This window comes from Bacillus sp. S10(2024), assembly GCF_050473865.1.
Classification (GTDB): domain Bacteria; phylum Bacillota; class Bacilli; order Bacillales; family Bacillaceae_G; genus Bacillus_A.
This window is the reverse complement of sequence record NZ_JBFLUR010000002.1, coordinates 911,943-930,988: the sequence shown is the minus strand read 5'-3', so window position 1 is coordinate 930,988 and position 19,046 is coordinate 911,943. Positions and strand designations below refer to the sequence as shown.

Genomic DNA, 19,046 nt, shown 5'->3' with positions numbered 1-19,046 from the left:
GCACTAACTCCAAACTTATTTAGAGTTTCAACTGCTAATTACACAAAATCATTCAGATATTCTATATAATCTATTATTTTTTTAAAATACGACAAATAATACAAATTCCCTCCTTAAAATAAAAAACCTGTCGAAAATGACAGATTTAAAAATCTTATACTTAATTTAAAGCGCAGAGCGCCTCACACCTATATATGAGGTCTAAGTAAACTAGCCCCATTCCAGTTTGAATTGAAAAGCATGTAAAGCATAATTAAATATTTTGAAGAGGCTATTCTGAAATATAAACACGTTTATACTGAATGCTCCTCAATTATGGACCTCCCATCCCTTACTATCTAATATCACTTTATTTCAAACATAAAAACTAAACCTAATTCTTTCAATAAAGAAGGTATATCCAAACTACAAAAAAATAACGAAGCAACTCCTTTTATACGTTCCACACCGCTAACCCACTATATATAAACTACGATTGAACATTTCCTTTTATTGTTATTCAATCTATAATGTATAAAAACCCTCTCGTTACAAGGAATGGTATAAACTACAATTGCATAGTTACATGAGACTGTATTCTTAACAAGAACATATTTGCAGCACGTAACAATATTTTAATCTACAAATCATTAAGCTATTAATTTTCGAAAGTATACTTTGAGGAGAGATTTACATATGACATTAAAACGCAATCGATTCCTATACGCAATGATGACCGTCATTGTAATTATATTAGGGCTAACTTCAAGAAAAATTGCTTATGTATTACCACATATTTTGAATACATACTTAGGAGATGCACTATGGGCGTTAATGATTTTTATTGGTTTTGGATTTATTTTCAATAGAGCTCAAACAAAAATTATTGTGTTACTTGCCATATCATTTTGTTATATCATTGAGTTCAGCCAATTGTATCATGCTTGTTGGATAGATCATATTCGCGAAACAACTTTAGGTGGATTAGTATTAGGTTATGGTTTTTTATGGAGTGACTTATTGGCTTATGCGATAGGTATTGGAATAGGTGTGATAATCGAAATGTTATTTGTATTGATTCAAAAACCTAGCAATCTCATTTAAACTAATCTCTACACACATCATTGTACATCGTTAAATGAAATACTTTACTTCTGTTTTTTCAGCATATTTGACACTTGCAAATCTTCAATACCAATGATGTCGTGGTTTTTGACAATTTCGGTAGAAATTTTTTGCAAGTAGTCTGTTCTTGCGTTGGTGATTTTTTCGTGAATGCGAGCGACTTTGACACGCTGTTTATTCCAATTTGAAGAACCTTTTACACGTTTGGAAAGAATCTGCTGCGCATCAGCCAACCTCTTTTCCAATGTACGAAACCATTTAGGATTTCCAAATACTTCACCAGTCGAAAGAATAGCAAAGTCTTTTAATCCAACATCAACACCAACAGACGAACCTGTTTTTTCTAATCGTTGCACTTCTGTTTCAACAAGAATTGAAACAAAGTATTTCCCGCTTGGATTACGTCGAACGGTAGCGTTTAAAATACGCCCTTCTACTTCTCTTGACTTTGCGAAACGAATGAGGCCAAGTTTCGATAATTTTATTTTATTTCCTGCAATCGCAATATTTCCGTTTGTTTGTTTTGTTGTATAGGAATGGATCTTATTCTTTTTAGACTTAAAGCGAGGTGCATCCGTTTGTTTTTTGAAAAAACGAGTGAACGTATCCACAAGGTTTTTGCGTACGGATTGCAGGGAAATACTGTCCACTTCTTTCAGCCATATGAATTCCTTTTTCAACTGTGTTAATGCTGCTGAACAAGAATGATATGTCAATCCTTTTCCTGTTTCCTTGTATGTGTGATTCCAACGTGCCAAAAAGCGATTGAATATGAATCGAGAACAACCAATCGTCTTAGCGATTAAAATTTCTTGTTTTTTGTTTGGGTATATACGGAATTTATATGCTTTATTAACAATCATGACTTTCACCTCCTTATGTATATAATTTTAGAGGTGAAGACATAGAAAAACAAACAGTAGTATTACAATTTTCTAACATTCTTTTAGAATTAAAAGTAGCACTCGAACAGTCGGACAATCGAGATGGTAAATCGCCATCTCTTGTCCGAAGGCGATTCATCCCCCACCTACTCATTGGGCTACGCCCTTCACATTCCTTGAGACGGGAGTATTCTCCCCTATTTTAGATAAAAGAAGACATATTTTTATCCACTATTGGAAAAAGTTTATAATGTATAACTTAGCACATTGAATTTTATAAAAAGAAAAGGTGATAAGATGGAATTTTCTAACAATAATAATGTTTATCATGCTGGAGATATTGTTTATATTTTTTATCGAAACCCCCACACTCAGGACGTAGCAAATATACAAGCTGCAGCAGTTGTCAATAATCCTGAGAGACCAAATGAATTAGCATTATTTCTTTATGAAACTTATTATCCACTAACAAATGAGATGGCGGTTTATTCTACTGAAGAAGAGGCAAATCAAGCCTATACCTACTATTATGGGGATGTTTCAGAAGGGATGTTAGAATGAATAACCCGTTTATGCCTAAACTTGTATACTTTGAACCCAAAGCATTAGATTATCCATTAGGGAGAGAACTTTATGAGAAATTTTCAAATATGGATGTTGAAATTCGTCATACTACTTCCCACAATCAAGTGAGAGACCTGCCAGGCGAAAACGATTTCCAAAAATATCGAGTAGCAAAATCTACTCTTGTCGTTGGTGTTAGAAAAACACTGAAATTTGATACTTCAAAGCCTTCAGCAGAGTATGCTATTCCCTTTGCAACAGGGTGTATGGGACATTGTCATTATTGTTATTTACAGACAACGATGGGAAGCAAGCCGTATATCCGAACTTATGTAAATGTTGACGAAATTCTAGAAACTGCTGACAAATATATGGAGGCCCGTGTACCTGAATTGACAAGATTTGAAGCTTCGTGTACATCAGATATTGTAGGAATTGATCACTTAACTCATACTCTTAAACATGCAATTGAGCATTTTGGAGAATCTAAATATGGAAAGCTGAGATTTGTTACAAAATTTCATCATGTGGACCATTTGCTTAATGCAAAACATAATGGAAAAACAAGATTTCGATTTAGTGTAAACGCTGATTACGTTATTAAAAACTTTGAGCCAGGTACTTCCCCGTTACCTAAAAGAATTGAAGCAGCGGGAAAAGTAGCCAGAGCAGGATATCCGTTAGGGTTCATAGTGGCTCCTATCTATCTTCATGAAGGTTGGCAGGACGGTTACTATCATATGTTTGAACGTCTCGATGCTGAATTACCCCTTGATGTAAGAGATGATATTACATTTGAATTTATTCAACATCGTTTTACAAAGCCTGCTAAGAGGGTAATTGAAAAAAACTACCCTATGACAAAATTAGAATTAGATGAAGAGAGAAGAAGATATAAATGGGGGAAATATGGGATTGGTAAATATATTTATCAAAAAGAAGAAGAAGAAGATATAAAAAATCACCTTTATTCTTATATGAAAAAGTTCTTTCCAAATGCAAAATTGGAATATTTCACATAATGTAGTATAGCTGAGATACGTGTAAAAATGAGTCATAGCCTTACTTTTATTCCCTAATATGACCCCATTAAGTTAAGAAATTCTTTGTTCCCCAAAACGAAAAAGCACTCCAATGAGTGCCTTTCTTTGACTTAATAGGGCTCAGTACCAGCGTCGCTGTAACCAGGTGAAATGTAGATGTATCCTCTTCTATGTTGCATAAATCTTTTCTCTATTTTGCTATAAAATAGCATGTCATTATTAAAATTTAATTTGTAACACCTACTGGTTGCTTATATTAACTTGTTTAATTAGGCTTTCGCTTAGCGTACTGAGTACTGGTTAAACCGTGTCCAAAATGTGTCTAAATGTAAAATTTTCTTTTTATGATATAGTGCTCCCATGCCCATCAACTTAAGAATTTTATAACCCCTAAAAACAAAAAATTGTACATTTTCACATAAAGATGTCAATTTTCTCGCTTTTGGGGTATTAATATTTCTTAGCTTGATAGCGATGTGCTAGAATCCCTTTTTCGATAGATAAAAAGTCAAACTCAGCCACAAAACCTCTTCCTTGTGGGCTACATGCATATACCCCACATTGAAATAATTGTCCATCTATATCCTCCGTTAATCTAGCAATACGGAGTTGATTCCACTCTCGTTCCATCAGTTCACTTGGCGAAAGAGTCTTATCTTTTTCAACTTCCAAAAATTCAACGATATAATCTCCTGATTCCCTACGTATACGAAAATATAAATCTAATGGCCCTTTGCTATAATTTTGAGTAGACCAATCTGAGTATCCATAATTTGTAACAACCACTCCAAGTTTACATGGACCATTTGGCTCGTATTCAATAGATGTTTTGATCCAACAATCTTTAGAAAAACGCACCATTAGTCCCGCTTGATCATATTGATGTACAGGATGTGATCGTACTCTAGTCATAATAATGACATCCTCATTCATCTCTGTATAAAGAAAATGCCCATTGTCCACAGCAAAAACATAATGAGTTTTCTGCCAATAATCAGTCATCTCATTAGGTTCAATGATGGGACCTGATTTTTCTTTTTTTACGTTCCAACTATCTGGTTGACAATACCATTTTAAATCAGAATGAATCGTATCACTCCGAAATGTTTCACTCTATGAAATAACCTCTCTCTACTTCTATCTTAATTTTAATTTTGTCTTTTTCTCATCATCAATCCTTTATCATTTACAAGCCATAATGCAAGAAATATCTAATCCATAAAGAAATGAAGTACAAAAGGAGGCAATATATTATGTACATTTATCATAACGGACTCATTATTCGCGAAGGAACAAAAGGAATCCCTGCTTCTTCTGTGAAAATTCTATTTCAAGATGCTGGCTGGATTGGAAATCATACTCCTACTTGGCAAGATGAACGCTTCAGTTTAATATTTGAAAATTCTACTTGGGCTTTTACAGTATGGGATCATGAGGAAATGATTGCGATGATACGAGTCATATCAGATCAAATTATGGCTGCTATGATTATGGATGTAGTCGTAAAAAGTGAATATAGAGGACAAGGCATTGGAAAAAAGCTCGTAGAGTTATGCTTACAAAAGTTACCCCACGGTGATTGGTTTGCGAATACTTCAGCAAATAACTTTGAGTTTTATAAAAAATGTGGCTTTGAAGTTAAAGATCTTTCTCAAAATGGTGCTTGTGCGTACTATGGATTTGTAGAAGCCAGAAAACAAGGGCATAGATGAAATAAGAGGAATCAAAAGTGCATTATATGTAACCTTTTGATTCCTTTCTACTTATCTTCTACTAACAATTCCAAAAATAAATTTAAATTCTTTACGGTTCTTTTTCATTTTCTTAAAACCTTCTTTTGTATCTACAATAAAACACGTTTCCCCTACCCAACATCTCATATACGCCGATTCAAAATGAATTGGCTTCAAAACACCACGTTGCTCCGTCTCAGTTCCATCATCATATTCTATTTCTGTTCTAATAAGCCACTTATTCCCGATTCCAAATTCAATATACTTCAATTGTATTTCCCCTTATCAAAATATTTATCAATTTTATTAACATAATTATGTTATGTAAACTTATATTTCTTATGTTGATTTTCTCTTTTGGCCATACAATTGATTCTATGAATGGAATGTAGAATCCTTCTTCTATTTCTCATTAATAAATCATTGTTGCATCGCTACTTCCATTCGACATCATCCAAAGGATTTACCAAAATACATTGTAGCGTGTAGTTGATATTGCTTTGAAGTAAAAGCAAATATCAATTAAACATGTATTTTCAGTAAATGTAATATAATAACAACTTATCTTTTCTTCTAAAAAATAGTAACAATTATATTAACACATTCTACTCATCTTCTAGATCCAGTCCCTGTTTCACCCTTAAATTATATACGTAGTAAACCGGTATAAGACCACAAATAAATATAATAGCTCCTAATAATAGACCATCTTTACAGCCAAAGTTGGGTGTAATGGAAGTAAGATATGCAACACCTGTCCCAATTACAGTTAATACTGCCATGCTAACAATAAACGATTTCTTAGGGTTTTTTATTTTCTTTTCATGTTCTACACTAATACTCATTGATAAATAAGCAGCTACAATAGCAGTTAACATAAATACCATCCAAAGAGGATTTTCACGCATCCTCTCCATTCCACCTTGAATGAAGTCGTAGCCAAGAATACATAAAACCCCTGTTGTTTGGACGATATACGCAATTTTAATGTTTTGTAAATTCCTTAAAGTAAGTCTTTCATCTGTAATTTTTTTCATTCAAAATCCTCCTGCTCCACCCAAAATATTTCATCTAGTTTTGCATTTACGGCATAGCAAATTTGTAAACATAACTTTAATGACGGATTATATTTCCCTTTTTCAATAAGGCTAACCGTTTGTCTTGTAATACCGACCGCATCAGCAAGCTGCTGTTGTGTCAAGTCTGCTTTTACGCGAGCAACCTTTACGTGATTTTTCATATGACACCCTCCACTTAAAATGTAATATATATTTTCCCTTATGTAAAGTATAAATTACATCAAAATAATAGCTCCTCCATATCTCGAGATAGGAAGAACTATCATTTTGAAAAATATCTTCAATCTATTTTTATTAAAAATCTAATAAAGAAACCATTCGCTCAACCCCTACCGCCTGAATCAACAGTGGCAATCGTGGTCCATTTGAACTATTCAAAACGAGTTTATACACTATATTAAATAATATTTTTTGATTGGCTCTCATGGTTTTCTTATCCCCGTCATGGCAAATTGCATATGTTTTCTCCATTAATTGATCTATCTGCCAACTTTTACGAATTACGTCACAAAGTTCATTTAGCCACTTTTTCTGAATCTCATCTAATGTTTCATAGTATTCGATATCTTTTTTATCATTTATACGAATCATTTTTTGTGGATTCCAATTTTTAATCCAATATTCTACTCGATCACTTATTGCCTGGGTGTCTGTTATGGTATATTCCTCACCTGTTTTACTAAGAACGCTTTGTAATACTTGTACTTGGAAGTTTACTAATGGTAAGACACTTGCAACTTGGTTAAAATTCGGAAACACTTCATTGTCATCGTTAACTTTTGATAATTTAAGTGACGAACATATATCTTTATCTTGTAATGTTCCATTTCGATAATTTTCTCGAAACCTTTCATATTCAGAATAATTTTTAATCACATCTTCATCTAGACCAATGTTAAATGATGCATTTGGTTTATACTTAGAAAACATAAAGAGGATAATTTCAGGTGAATATATGTTTAGTAGTTCATTTGGCGTTATTATATTTCCAGCAGAGCTAGACATTTTTTTATGATCGCCTTTTATTCCTATAAATTCATAAGCTACATAGCTAGGTGCTTCATAGTTAAAAATTCTCCGGGTAATTTCTTTCGACACGTTATAACTTCCTGTTTCTGAAGAGTGATCTCTTCCTCCAGGTTCGAATATAACATTTTCAACCATCCATCTCATTGGCCAATCTATTTTCCAATTTAATTTCAGATTATTCGCTCTCATTACTGATAATATAGAATGGTTTCCGCATCTACAAACATATTCAATCGTTTCATTTTCTTCATCAAAGATTTTTATTTCTGTATTATCTTTTCCACAATTCTCACAATATAGTGCAATTGGGTAGAAAGCGTTTTTCTCTTCTTCTGAAGCATCTCCCGTTTTATACTTCATGACTATGTCATATATTTCTTTTCTTTGTTGTAAAGCATGAAGAATGTGCTTGTTATATCTACCAGTTCTATATTCCTTACTTTGGTATAGAAACTCTACTTCAATCCCAAAAGCCATAAGCGACTTTTCAAATTCTGTTTCAAAGTGCTCTGCATACGACGCATGACACCCAAATGGATCTGGAATATCTGAATACGGCAAACCAATATATTTTTCAAAAGACGGATCAATGTTTTTAGGAACTTTTCTAAAACGATCATAATCGTCCCATGAGAAAATAAAACGTGTTTTCTTTCCTAAGTCTTGAAGTGCCTTTACTACAAAATGCGTTGTTACAATCTCTCGAAAATTCCCTATATGAACTGATCCAGAAGGACTAATTCCTGATGCGCACACAAAAGTATTTTTATTTGGATACTTATGAATTAATTCATTTGCTATTTTATATACCCAGTGCATACTATCACCTCTTCATAAAATTATTTCAAATTACTTTTACCTTTTTCCAAATAAAAAAACTCCCACCCCCAAGATTAGAAATCTTGAGGACGAGAGTTGTGCTCATCGTGGTACCACCTCAGTTTATTGATATGTCACCATACCAACCTCTTCGGGTACGGCAAATTGCATATACCCTATCTCTATAACGGGAGAACCCGTCGCATTATCCCTAATCAACTTAGTTCCATACGAAGCTCCAAGTCTTTTTTCATTAAGATCGTTATCTCTCCTTCTCAACTACCGGAGTTCTCTGTTACATAACATTTCTTAATTACTCTTCTCTTCATCGCTACTAATATTTTCAATTTTTTAATTGCATTAATAATAATCAGAAAAATGATTATTGTCAATTATTTTTAGTTATTACTCGTTGCTCCACATGTTTAAAAGTCACATTCCAATTCTTGACAAAACAAAACTTTTTCAATAAACTTACATTAATACTAAACGTTTAGTATTAAATGTTTTCTATTTTAATGGAGGGATAATGATGACGAGATTAATGGTACTTGGTTTATTAATGCAGTATGGCCCTATGTCTGGCTACGAATTACAGCAAGCAATGCAATCTGCGCAAACTGATACGTGGGCAGGTGTTTTCCCTGCTTCTATTTACCACGCTTTAAAAAAAATGGATAAAGAAGGATTGGTAGGACTAGATACTGTTGAAAAAACAGGAAATCGTTCCAAGGCAATATATAGTATCACACCAGCTGGAAAAGATAAATTTTATAAGTTAATGATTGAATCTTTTCAGCAATCTTCGGTAGTTTTCCCAACTCATCTATATACAGCACTAACTTTTTTCACAGCTGATGCAGTTTCTGTCGAGAAAATTACAGTTGCTTTGCAGGAGCAAAAAAAAGGGATTGTAGACATGTACGAAAATATGAAAGCAGGACAATCGATTAAAGAGAAAATGATTGACCTTCCTGAGCATGTAACTCTTATCTTTGAAAATATTTATGAGCAATGTGAGATGCAGCTTCGTTTTATTGAAAGGCTAGAAAAGAAGTTATCTATATTAGAAGAAAAGACCAGAAAGGAGGAAAAATGATGAAATCTCAAATAAAAATGTCTCGAATACAAAAAGCCGCTTTATGGGTTGTAGCAGTAGCCGTCTTTACTGACATGCTTATTTATGGAATGATTGTGCCTATTATTCCAAGCTACGCAAAAACACTTGGGGCCACACAAGCTGAGATTGGATTTTTATTTGGCAGCTATGCCATTACGTTACTTCTCGCAACCCCAATTTTAGGAGTGCTCTCTGATAAAGTAGGAAGAAGACTCCCTATGATTCTAGGTTTATTTGGATTAGCAGCTGCAACTATATTATTTGGATTTGCGAACAGTTTTTGGTTATTGCTTGTAGCACGAATGCTACAAGGTATATCTGCAGCTGCAACATGGACAGCTGGGTTAGCCCTTCTTGCAGATGTATTCCCTCTGCAAGAACGCGGGAAGGCTATGGGGATTGCTCTATCCGGCCAAGCAATTGGGATGCTTTTAGGACCAACTATCGGCGGCTTTCTTTACCAATGGGGCGGCTATCACTTACCATTTATATTCGCTGCAGCAATCGCACTTATTGATGGGATATTACGAATCACATTACTTCATGATGAACCGAAACAGGATACTGACCAACGCATTTCTTATCGTTCCATCTTAAAGATGCACTCTTTATTTATGATTATCGGAATTATTATAATTGGAGCTGCCTTGCCTAGCGCTTTAGAGCCGACTCTTCCTTTATATTTACATAATATTTTACACGTAAGTTCAGGAACAATTGGACTTTTATTTGCGGTTCCTACTCTTGCCTATGGGTTTACCGCTCCAGTAATTGGGAAACTGTCAAATAAGCTTGGCAGAAATCAAACAATGATTATTGGACTTATAATGGCTGCTCTTTGCTTTCCATTCTTAACACTTATTCCTAATATTATCGCTGAAATATTTGTTCTTGCCGTGCTAGGAATTAGCTTTAGTTTCTTACTAGCACCCGCTCTGCCCGAACTGACATACCTCGCAGACAAAAATGGTATTCGTGCATACGGTATACTCTTTGCTATCTATAACATGGCATACTCAATTGGCATGTTCTGCGGTCCAACGTTAAGCGGAAGTCTATCCGATTTATTTGGATTAACAAATACATTATACATATTTAGTCTTATTCTCCTATGTTATCTTGGACTGTTTTTTTTGAAAATAAAAAAACAAGCATGACTATCCTATAACGTATCTTTAAAAGATTTAACGTTAGATTAAAAACGCATCCAAGATATTATCTTTTCTTCTTTGTTCATTCCAGTATATTTAAGTGTCATTTGGAGTGTACTACGATTCAGTATTTCTTATAACATGGCTACATCTTTTGTTTGCTTATAGAGATCCTGCCCTATCACCATCAAGTTAAAATTTTATAATGCCCCCAAAACGATAGAAATAAGATTTGTTGCCATACACCTTTTAATCGAAATCATTTTTTGTAAAATTTTAATTTTTTACTTTTTTGTTATTATTTTATTATAGATCAGCATTTAAAGAACATTATTATATTAACAATTTTGCATAAATCTAAAAGGAGAAGACATGAAAAAATCAATTGAAAAATTAGTTAAATCCATAACAGAATCAACTTCTATAACAGATATATGTGATAATCAAATATGTAACACATTAAGCCCTGTAATAGATTTTGTCATCTTTCCAGAATAGCTTATTTTTAATGCACTACGTATTCCAACAAAATAGTTTCCCTGTTAATTTTTTAGCTATAATTGGGGTATTTGGACTTCTATTTGAATTCATTCTAAAGAAAGCATTTAAACAAGGTGCTCTATTAGAATTAACGATAAAAATTTTCGGGAAAATAATGACCATTGCAATACTCTTTTATGGTATTAAAATAGTTATATACTTAATACGATTAAAAAATACTAAACTAATTTTTTGTTAGGAGATCACCCATCACCATTTAACTAAAGCGAAATTGTATCCCTAAAATGAAAAAAAGTTATCCTTCCCTATAATTCTACAGAAAGAATAGCGTATTTTTTCATTTTAGGGGGGTATTTTGTTTTGTCAGCTTGATAGCGATGTGGCGAGACCACATAACGATCATTCACAATACTGATCTTTTGTTTTATGCCAATTGTGTAAACCATCTTGTGTTGGTTCGCCCTGCTGCTGACAGTATTTATTTACAATTATGTTTGTTGCTACGAAACCTGTGATCACGCAAAACGCTATGCCGATGATCACATACTTATTTTTCATATCGTCACCCCTCATTTCCATATATCCCCTTCTTTCGCAAATTGCTCATAGTAAGCGTTTATTTTGTCGCGCTGCTCTTTTGTTGTTTTTTCGTTTGGCGTTTTATCTTCATAATCCTGTTTCGGTTGTTCTTTGTTCACGTTGCTGTTGTTCATATTTGACTCGTGCTTTCTGCTATTTATACTTGCCTAAAACTGTGTTTGTTGCTGCAAAACCCGCGGCCACGCAAAACACTATGCCTGTGATCATGTATTTCTTTTTCATATCGTCACCCTACCTTTTTTCAATTCCTGTATTTCCTGCATAAATAACGTTTGGTTGTATAGTAGCGTTGTCAATTGCTTAGAAACGTTGTCCAATTCCTCTAATACAAGCTTATATGATGCATTCTGATTAAATAATTCCGGGTTGTCTTCCTCGAAAGCTTGTGCCATTTGTTTTCTGCGAAATTTATAAATGCTGCTGTTTATGTTGACTTCTCGATTTTGTGCAACTATACATATTATAAAGCAATTCTATTTATAAGCTCATTTATTTTTTCCTCTTTCAATAAGCCATTTTAAGATTCCTATTATTAATATAAGGAGCGGTATTGCCTGAATAAAGAGAAACCCTCCCCAAAAGTCAAGTTCAGTACTGTCTGGGGGAGCTGTTGCCATTCCACCTATAAAAAAAGCCATTGGAATTGCGAGTATATTTATCCCTAAACAGATTATTACAAATGATAGTTTTTTTTTCCTGATTTTTGGTGAATCAGCTTTGATAATTGCAAGTATTCCAGTGCCAATTATCAAAAACAGTATTACATAAAGTTCATTAAGATATCCCATAATATTCCTCCGTTATCCTAATTGTACCATTATCAAGGACAATTTTGTGCAAATTTGGATGAATAGGATATTCATGTGAGGTTAACATAACGTAACATTATAGGTAGCAAGGACAAAGGCGAAGTGTTGGGTTTGAGTAAAGTTTGATTAAATTTTGATTAAAAAGTAGTTTATAACATTGATTCCATCATAAACAACCCCTATACTTTTTGAACAAAGATTGCACAAAATATAGAGGGAGTATTGTTTATACATGAACTTTTTATAAAAAAGATTAATAATTTCAATAAGAAAATCATTAAAAACAGCCCTGATTATATATTAAGTTTGTCTTTACAGTTTTCGCAAATAAATTTCCCCTCTAAATTTAAATAGGCTTTAATTTCTGTAAATCCTTTTCTCTTAGGATAGGATACGATCACTAATGCTTGTTCGTCCTTTTAATATCTTCCTTACAGTAGATGCATTTCGGAACTATCAATGCCACATTAATCCCCTCTTTCAACTCCTTATTTTTACACTATATATCAAACTATCCTTACTTTTATTATTCAACACATCTCATTTAAAATTCTTTGATAAAAACGGCGCAACTTTCTTCAAAAGGTTCTGGCGCAAAAACATCAGGTCAATTACAAACAATCTCTAAAACTTGGACATACTGATACTATTACTCTAAAAAAGGTGTGTGATCAGTATGGAAAAGGAAAAATTGTTTAAATGGAAGCATTACCAACAAGATATAATTTTATTAACAGTACGTTGGTACCTGCGGTACAACCTCAGTTTTCGAGATTTGGTGGAAATGATGGAGGAACGGGGATTATCCTTGGCTCATACAACAATTATGCGTTGGGTCCATCAATATGGACCTGAATTGGATAAACGAATCCGCCGCCATCTTAAACAAACGAACGACTCATGGAGAGTGGATGAAACATATATAAAGGTAAAGGGAGAATGGATGTATTTATATCGTGCCGTTGATTCTGAAGGAAACACGATTGACTTTTATTTGAGTAAATTTAGAAATCATAAGGCTGCAAAGCGATTCTTCCAGAAAGCTTTGCGATCTTTTCATGTTTCTAAACCTCGTGTAATTACCGTTGATAAAAATCCAGCTTATCCAATCGCCATTGAAAAACTGAAGGAAATAAAAAAGATGCCGGAAGGCATCCAAATGAGACAAGTCAAATATCTAAATAACATTGTAGAACAAGATCATCGTTTTATTAAGAAGCGCGTGCGTTCTATGTTAGGGTTCAAATCGTACCAAACGGCCGTGTCTATCTTACGTGGTGTAGAAGCGATGTACATGATTAAAAAGGAACAAATTAATCTACAGAATCAGTCTGTCCAAAATCAGAATCGCTTTATCCATCAACTGTTTGGATTAACGGCATAAGGAAAGATTTCGATAGGAATGTGAACTTTTTTACTATTTATTATTTTTTTGCACCAGAACCGTAATTCATCAGATACAGAAATAGACATACAAAAACGCCATCCTTTCCTATGATTCTACAAAAAGAATAGCGTATTTTTGCATTTTAGGGGAGGGTTTGTTGAAGTAGCCTGATAGCAATTGGTGGTACCCCTTATAGGATAATAGAAGTTTTCATTTTCAATTTTTTCACACTCTATTAACAAGGCAGTTATAGCATCCTGGTTTAGCGTTAAGAATGTGAATATATTCTACTTCTTTATTATCAAAAATTTCATCTATATTTTCTCTTAAATTTACACCTTCTGTAACCCTTGCTTCTACAATCATTGAGTCAGCATTGTAGCCGCGTATAGATAGGTACCTATGATGTAACATAAGCGGAATTTCATTTACATCTAGCTTAGCGGTAGTTGCTCCCTTTCGTATAAATATAGGACCACTTGCTTTATAAGGCGAATTCACACTATGATATTGGTAATTCAGTAAGATTACCTCTTCTCCTACCTCTGCATCCTTCAAACTTATCCTGCAAGGATATCCAGGATTTTTATTTGCTATTATTTTGACTGCCCCGATACTTTTTAATGCTTCTTCATTCATTAGAAATAGGTTATTAAACTCCTTCTCTTGTAACGCAACGATTTGAAAGCTATTTCTCATATTCTACCCCTCCTTAATTAGTTGTTATAAAGCATTTCACTAATGATGCTACCACTAAAGTTCATAAAACTTGTTCAATAATCCTGCCCGTTTATTGAAGAATGAATTTTCATAATCTTCATAGTAAGTTTAACATAAAATTCCATAGGAACCTCTAAAAAACTCATCCTTTTTAAAAGAGGATGAGTGCCCAGTTTATTAATATTGTTTAAAGTAAATCGTTTATCGGTTAAACCCAGTTTCAGAGCTGGCGTTGACCTTGTTTTTTAGATACTTTAGTAGCCAAACAGAAGTTGTAGTACGTTCTAAAAATATATATTTTTTATTTTGGGGTGTTATAAAATTCTTAAGTACAAAAAACGTTATTCTTTCTAAACAAGCTAGATAAGAAAGGATGACGTTTTTTATGAATCTCTCGATTCAAGATGAATTACAAGCATTTGTGAAAGAATTAAAACGATACATCCATGACACCTGTATTTTTAGAAGAACTGACAAGAAAAATTAGATTTATAAAACGAAAACGTAAGTTTTCTGGCTCAGATTTAGCTACAATTTATATTTGGATTAGTCAATGAGTGGCAAGCGATATCTTAGTCCGATTATGTAGTAGATTTCATGCAGCCACGCCACGGGTACTCTTCTTAGCCCTGAGGACTTAAATAAACGTTTAAATACAAAGGCAGTTTTGTTTTTACAACATATTTTTTCTTTATTGTTACAACAAAAAATATGTGAACAAACCCAAATCTCTAATCAACTTTTTTATTTTAAATGCATTCGTACCCTAGATGCCACTGTGTTCCAAGTGCCAAATACTTTAGAGAATGTATATCCTAAATCTGGAATACACTCCTGAAAATTGGAAGACGTTCCCGAAAACTGGAATAAAAATCCGATTAAAATATGACCTACATAGTGGACAATTGTTAAATTTTCAAATAGGAACAGGAAAAAATAATGACAAAACATTTGGTACAGAGTGCTTAGCTACCTTAAGAGCAGGAGATGTATGTATTCGTGATTTAGGCGAGTGCGTAAAATAAGCCTGCTAATTTAGCAGGCTTATTCTTTCATCTATAAGTAATTCCATGACAACACCAACAACAGGCCCCTCCTCGTCTATATCACCAGTTAAGTGAAAACCGAAAGACTCATATAGTTTCATTGCTAGTTTGTTTTCAGGATGAAGACTTAAATAAATCTTTTTGCATTGAAATTTTTGTTGTAAATACTGGATTAGCAGGCGGAGAAAACGTTTTGCATACCCGTTTCCTTGGAAATGGTAATCAATCATAAAACGATCTAACCATACGCTGTCATCTTTTGTTGAATACCAACCATACATTGCATATCCAACAAGTGTCTTTCCATCATATAAGCCTACTGATGTTCCGTTTTCTTCAAATAAAGATTCTGCTAAAGAAAACGCATTATTCTCAATAAATTGTTGCTGCTCCTTTGCTACGTCTAAAGCAGCGACTGAACGCCAATTATTTGCTGTTACTTCACAAATGTGAAGATTCATAGTTCCAACTCGCTTTCTGAAGTGTTATAAAGCCAATATGGATAATTTTAGTTGTTATTTCGTTTAAGTCAAGCTGATGGATTCTGGTGAAAAATTACTTTACCAGAAATATAGAACTGCAATGTTCTGTTAACTGAGAGGTTAAACAGCTAATCCAAACAATTTACGAATGAATTCAGCTTGATAATGTTCCCACTTAAATAAATTTTGCTTTTTCATACTGATCACGTCCTTTTGTAGATTGATAATATCAGTATGTCCAAGTTTGATAGATTTTTTGTACCAGAACCCTTATTGCGTGATTTGCTTCCATTGCTACACAGACCTGGTAACTTAAAAGATTTTCTGAATTTATACAGAGGACGATCCAACCAGATTTAATGGTGGTACCAGATTTAATGGTGGTTGGTTCAAAAATGTATCTAGCGATTGCATTTCATTTCTAAGATTTTTTAACATATGAAGTTTTCGTCTTTCTAAGGCTACCTGATCCATCGTGTCCATCTCACGAAATAGGGTTTCTCGCGAGATATCCTGAACGAATTTACATCTTGGGTAACGTTGATTCATGAACATGTCCAATGCATCGGATAAAGGATCACCCATTGAAAGAATCTCCGAAAGTACAACAGCGTCTTCAATGGCCATTGCTGCCCCTTGTGTTCCATGTGGAGCACAAGCATGGGCAGCATCACCCAGTACAATGACCCGTCCCTTATACCACGATGGGAGAAACACTTCTTCTGTAGGAGCATAAATAATGTCTCCTGGTCCTGAGATATTTTCTCTAATCTCCCCTACTAATCCTGTGTATTGTGATAAACGGTCTTTTAGCAGTTCGTCAAAACGATTTTTTTCAAACCGAGGATTTCCTGGTTCAGGGGTATTAATAAGCAAGTACATCGTCTTGTCTGTAAGAGGAAATATGCCCGCTTTGGTTCCCATACCTTGAAACATTGTGGCACATTTGATATCGCTATGCCGTTCTAGAGGTATTCGCCAAACAGAAAAGCCTGTGTGTACTGGATTATAGGACGGACCAAAAGTATCCTGACGGATTTGAGAACGTATTCCATCAAATCCCACTACGATATCGTACTCCTCTATACTTCCATCGCAAAAAGTTACATGAGCTATATCGGGATCCTGAGTAACACCCTCCACAGTTATATCGAACTTTAACTTGGCCCCAGCTCTTTCTGCAGCTCTGGCTAATATCTCTGCCAGAACAGGCCTAGGAAGTGCAGAACTCGCTGGAATACCGTCTTCTCCCATTAGGGAAGGTACCTCAACGATCGTTTTTCCATGCTGATCGGCAAACACCCACCGATCAAATTGAAATCCGTGCTCCAAACACTCTTCGAGCACTCCAATTTTTTTTAAAGCGCGAAGGGCATTACCCGGCTGATTGATTCCCACGCCTAATGCTCCTAATTTTGGCTTTTTCTCAATGACAGTAGTTTCGATACCTCGTTGGGCAAGCGCCGCCGCTGCAGTTAACCCACCAATTCCAGCTCCTACTACGAGAGCTCGTTTTACAGTCTGCATAATTCTCCATCCTCCTTGTAATGTAACAGAATTTTCCCATTTGTAGGGGTATTGCTTGCAGGTTCTATGTAGGATTAAAGCCATTACTCATGAGTGAATAATTATATATATAAACTAAAAGATTAATTTATATAATTTAATTATTTATAAAAAGTATGCCTATCATTTTTTTAAAATTATTTGTATCGTTTACGTTAATTAATTGTTAATAAATGGTAAAAAATAAGGTTCTGGTGCAAAAATAGAATAAAAGATAATAAAACGCATAGATTTCTAACGGAATCGTATCTTATGCTGCAAGTCCAAACAATTGATAGATGAATTCTTTCTGATTTTGGACAGACTGGTTCCGTAAATCAACCTGTTTTTTTTTAATCATATGCATGGCTTCTACTCCAGAAAGAAAACTAAGGTTGTACCGTAGGTACCATCTTACCGTTAACAAAATAATATTAGGCTGATAATGCTTCCATTTGAATACATTTTCCTTTTCCATACCAATCACGCACCTTCTTTAGATTAGTAGTATCAGTATATCCAAGTTTTATAGACTTCTTGCACCAGAACCAATATTAGAATACAGAATCAGTATCACGGAGTGAATAAGGCCAATCTCCTTCCCAGCGGTATCTGTCCCTCAAAATTTTAGCGCTCAATTCTAAACAAATATGAACTGAAGCCCCAGGATAGAGCTTTTCCATTCTTTCGATTAAATCAGTAGAATCATTTGATTCTTTTAGGTGATGCATGAAATCTTTTAGGTAACGGCGTGTAAATTGGATACCATTTGGATTGTAGGGCTTGTCATTTGGAGCATGTCCAGGTATGATAACCTCAGGTTTCAATGCTTCTAATTTATCAAGATTATCAAGCCAAGCTTGTCTATCTTCTGGGAATCGAGCATCCGCTACCCACACATGTGCGTCAGAAAAGACTAAATCACTTGCAACTAAAGTTTTTATTGATGGAATCCATAAAGCTGCTACATGATCAGCATCGCCTCGCATAAGACCGAGGATTTCTACTTTCTCTCCATCCACTGTAAGATGTGGTTCATCTATGCGTTCTATGTTTACAACAATTTTTGATCCATTATTGCCTAAAATTTCAGTTCCCCAGTAGTCAATTTTGAAACTAAATGCTTCGTTGGCTTCTTCCGCTACTTCTTTATATGCCATTACACGTGCTTCTGGAAATACTTCTTTAATAATACCCAAACCTAGGTAGTGATCCGGATGAAAATGACTAATAAAGATTTGTTTAAGTTCTCGTCCCGTTTCAAGAATTTCTGCTACTAAACGAAGTGCGTTCGAGCGGCTGAATTGGGCATCAAAGAGTAACGCTTCAGTCGGACCATAAATAATAGTAGATGTTACTCCGAAACCGCCGTGTTGATCGCTACTAATAAAAACTTTGGTTTGCAACTTATTTGATGACATGATAATACG

The 19,046-nt window shown here is 34.3% G+C and carries 20 protein-coding genes, 4 pseudogenes and 1 other annotated feature; of the genes and pseudogenes, 8 read left to right on the top strand and 16 right to left on the bottom strand.

What is annotated here, in order from left to right; all coding sequences use genetic code 11:
- The first annotated feature begins 675 nt into the window (after positions 1–675).
- A complete protein-coding gene (locus AB1280_RS04790) occupies positions 676–1,083 on the top strand; it encodes a DUF2809 domain-containing protein (RefSeq protein WP_429755036.1) in 408 nt (135 codons plus the stop codon).
- Positions 1,084–1,130: 47 nt separating this feature from the next.
- On the opposite strand, the pseudogene tnpB reads toward AB1280_RS04790, so the two are convergent.
- Positions 1,131–1,967, bottom strand: a pseudogene (gene tnpB, locus AB1280_RS04785) (IS200/IS605 family element RNA-guided endonuclease TnpB); the annotation flags it as partial.
- A 318-nt stretch (positions 1,968–2,285) separates the two neighbouring features.
- Here tnpB and AB1280_RS04780 point away from each other — a divergent pair.
- Entirely contained in the window at positions 2,286–2,549 is a 264-nt protein-coding gene (locus AB1280_RS04780; protein WP_272190228.1) for a transcriptional regulator SplA domain-containing protein, read from the top strand.
- Complete coding sequence (splB, locus tag AB1280_RS04775; protein ID WP_429755035.1) at positions 2,546–3,574, top strand: spore photoproduct lyase; 1,029 nt, start codon at positions 2,546–2,548, stop codon at positions 3,572–3,574. The genes AB1280_RS04780 and splB overlap by 4 nt, the downstream gene beginning before the upstream one ends.
- 471 nt (positions 3,575–4,045) lie before the next feature.
- Here the strand turns inward: splB and AB1280_RS04770 are convergent, their stop codons facing one another.
- Positions 4,046–4,684: a DUF1349 domain-containing protein gene (locus AB1280_RS04770; protein ID WP_429757276.1), complete on the bottom strand. Its 639-nt coding sequence runs from the start codon at positions 4,682–4,684 to the stop codon at positions 4,046–4,048.
- A 164-nt stretch (positions 4,685–4,848) separates the two neighbouring features.
- Between AB1280_RS04770 and AB1280_RS04765 the strand changes: the two genes are divergently transcribed.
- Positions 4,849–5,307, top strand: a complete 459-nt coding sequence (locus AB1280_RS04765; RefSeq protein WP_272190098.1) for a GNAT family N-acetyltransferase — start codon at positions 4,849–4,851, stop codon at positions 5,305–5,307.
- A 51-nt stretch (positions 5,308–5,358) separates the two neighbouring features.
- On the opposite strand, the gene AB1280_RS04760 is transcribed toward AB1280_RS04765, so the two are convergent.
- The 4 genes from AB1280_RS04760 to lysS all read right to left on the bottom strand — a co-directional run bounded on the left by AB1280_RS04760 (position 5,359) and on the right by lysS (position 8,255).
- On the bottom strand, positions 5,359–5,598 hold the full coding sequence (locus AB1280_RS04760) for a DUF3977 family protein (protein ID WP_429755034.1): 240 nt from the start codon (positions 5,596–5,598) through the stop codon (positions 5,359–5,361).
- Positions 5,599–5,933: 335 nt separating this feature from the next.
- Positions 5,934–6,365 carry a hypothetical protein gene (locus AB1280_RS04755; protein WP_429755033.1) on the bottom strand — a complete coding sequence of 144 codons (432 nt, stop codon included), beginning with the start codon at positions 6,363–6,365 and terminating at the stop codon, positions 5,934–5,936.
- Entirely contained in the window at positions 6,362–6,568 is a 207-nt protein-coding gene (locus AB1280_RS04750; RefSeq protein WP_272190101.1) for a helix-turn-helix transcriptional regulator, read from the bottom strand. The genes AB1280_RS04755 and AB1280_RS04750 overlap by 4 nt, the downstream gene beginning before the upstream one ends.
- Positions 6,569–6,701: 133 nt before the next feature.
- The gene (gene lysS / locus AB1280_RS04745; RefSeq protein ID WP_429755032.1) at positions 6,702–8,255 is read right to left on the bottom strand and encodes a lysine--tRNA ligase; all 1,554 of its coding nucleotides are present in this window, start codon (positions 8,253–8,255) and stop codon (positions 6,702–6,704) included.
- Between the two features lie 82 nt (positions 8,256–8,337).
- Positions 8,338–8,593, bottom strand: a binding site (T-box leader).
- 194 nt (positions 8,594–8,787) lie between these two features.
- Here lysS and AB1280_RS04740 point away from each other — a divergent pair.
- On the top strand, positions 8,788–9,354 hold the full coding sequence (locus AB1280_RS04740) for a PadR family transcriptional regulator (protein WP_429755031.1): 567 nt from the start codon (positions 8,788–8,790) through the stop codon (positions 9,352–9,354).
- Positions 9,354–10,532: an MFS transporter gene (locus tag AB1280_RS04735; protein WP_429755030.1), complete on the top strand. Its 1,179-nt coding sequence runs from the start codon at positions 9,354–9,356 to the stop codon at positions 10,530–10,532. The genes AB1280_RS04740 and AB1280_RS04735 overlap by 1 nt, the downstream gene beginning before the upstream one ends.
- Positions 10,533–11,426: 894 nt before the next feature.
- Here the strand turns inward: AB1280_RS04735 and AB1280_RS04730 are convergent.
- From AB1280_RS04730 to AB1280_RS04715, 4 genes are all read right to left on the bottom strand, one after another.
- Positions 11,427–11,606 (bottom strand): hypothetical protein, encoded by a 180-nt coding sequence (locus AB1280_RS04730; RefSeq protein ID WP_272190104.1) that lies wholly within the window; start codon positions 11,604–11,606, stop codon positions 11,427–11,429.
- Complete coding sequence (locus AB1280_RS04725; RefSeq protein WP_429755029.1) at positions 11,597–11,740, bottom strand: hypothetical protein; 144 nt, start codon at positions 11,738–11,740, stop codon at positions 11,597–11,599. The genes AB1280_RS04730 and AB1280_RS04725 overlap by 10 nt, the downstream gene beginning before the upstream one ends.
- 105 nt (positions 11,741–11,845) lie before the next feature.
- Positions 11,846–12,019: a hypothetical protein gene (locus AB1280_RS04720; protein ID WP_429755028.1), complete on the bottom strand. Its 174-nt coding sequence runs from the start codon at positions 12,017–12,019 to the stop codon at positions 11,846–11,848.
- Positions 12,020–12,112: 93 nt separating this feature from the next.
- A complete protein-coding gene (locus AB1280_RS04715) occupies positions 12,113–12,415 on the bottom strand; it encodes a hypothetical protein (RefSeq protein ID WP_429755027.1) in 303 nt (100 codons plus the stop codon).
- Positions 12,416–13,112: 697 nt separating this feature from the next.
- Between AB1280_RS04715 and AB1280_RS04710 the strand changes: the two genes are divergently transcribed.
- Entirely contained in the window at positions 13,113–13,820 is a 708-nt protein-coding gene (locus tag AB1280_RS04710) for an IS6 family transposase (protein ID WP_429755026.1), read from the top strand.
- A 228-nt stretch (positions 13,821–14,048) separates the two neighbouring features.
- On the opposite strand, the gene AB1280_RS04705 is transcribed toward AB1280_RS04710, so the two are convergent.
- Positions 14,049–14,522, bottom strand: a complete 474-nt coding sequence (locus AB1280_RS04705) for a DUF1203 domain-containing protein (protein WP_061530420.1) — start codon at positions 14,520–14,522, stop codon at positions 14,049–14,051.
- Between the two features lie 406 nt (positions 14,523–14,928).
- On the opposite strand from AB1280_RS04705, the pseudogene AB1280_RS04700 reads away from it, so the two are divergent.
- Positions 14,929–15,553, top strand: a pseudogene (locus AB1280_RS04700) (IS4 family transposase); the annotation flags it as partial.
- A gap of 20 nt (positions 15,554–15,573) precedes the next feature.
- Here the strand turns inward: AB1280_RS04700 and AB1280_RS04695 are convergent.
- The 5 genes and pseudogenes from AB1280_RS04695 to AB1280_RS04675 all read right to left on the bottom strand — a co-directional run bounded on the left by AB1280_RS04695 (position 15,574) and on the right by AB1280_RS04675 (position 19,037).
- The gene (locus AB1280_RS04695) at positions 15,574–16,050 is read right to left on the bottom strand and encodes a GNAT family N-acetyltransferase (RefSeq protein ID WP_429755025.1); all 477 of its coding nucleotides are present in this window, start codon (positions 16,048–16,050) and stop codon (positions 15,574–15,576) included.
- Positions 16,051–16,401: 351 nt separating this feature from the next.
- On the bottom strand, positions 16,402–17,598 hold the full coding sequence (locus AB1280_RS04690) for an FAD-dependent monooxygenase (RefSeq protein ID WP_429755024.1): 1,197 nt from the start codon (positions 17,596–17,598) through the stop codon (positions 16,402–16,404).
- A 289-nt stretch (positions 17,599–17,887) separates the two neighbouring features.
- Positions 17,888–18,007: pseudogene (locus tag AB1280_RS04685) on the bottom strand (IS6 family transposase); the annotation flags it as partial.
- Positions 17,981–18,094: pseudogene (locus tag AB1280_RS04680) on the bottom strand (IS6 family transposase); the annotation flags it as partial. The pseudogenes AB1280_RS04680 and AB1280_RS04685, both read right to left, overlap by 27 nt.
- Positions 18,095–18,170: 76 nt before the next feature.
- Positions 18,171–19,037 (bottom strand): MBL fold metallo-hydrolase, encoded by an 867-nt coding sequence (locus AB1280_RS04675; RefSeq protein ID WP_429755023.1) that lies wholly within the window; start codon positions 19,035–19,037, stop codon positions 18,171–18,173.
- Positions 19,038–19,046 lie beyond the last annotated feature (9 nt).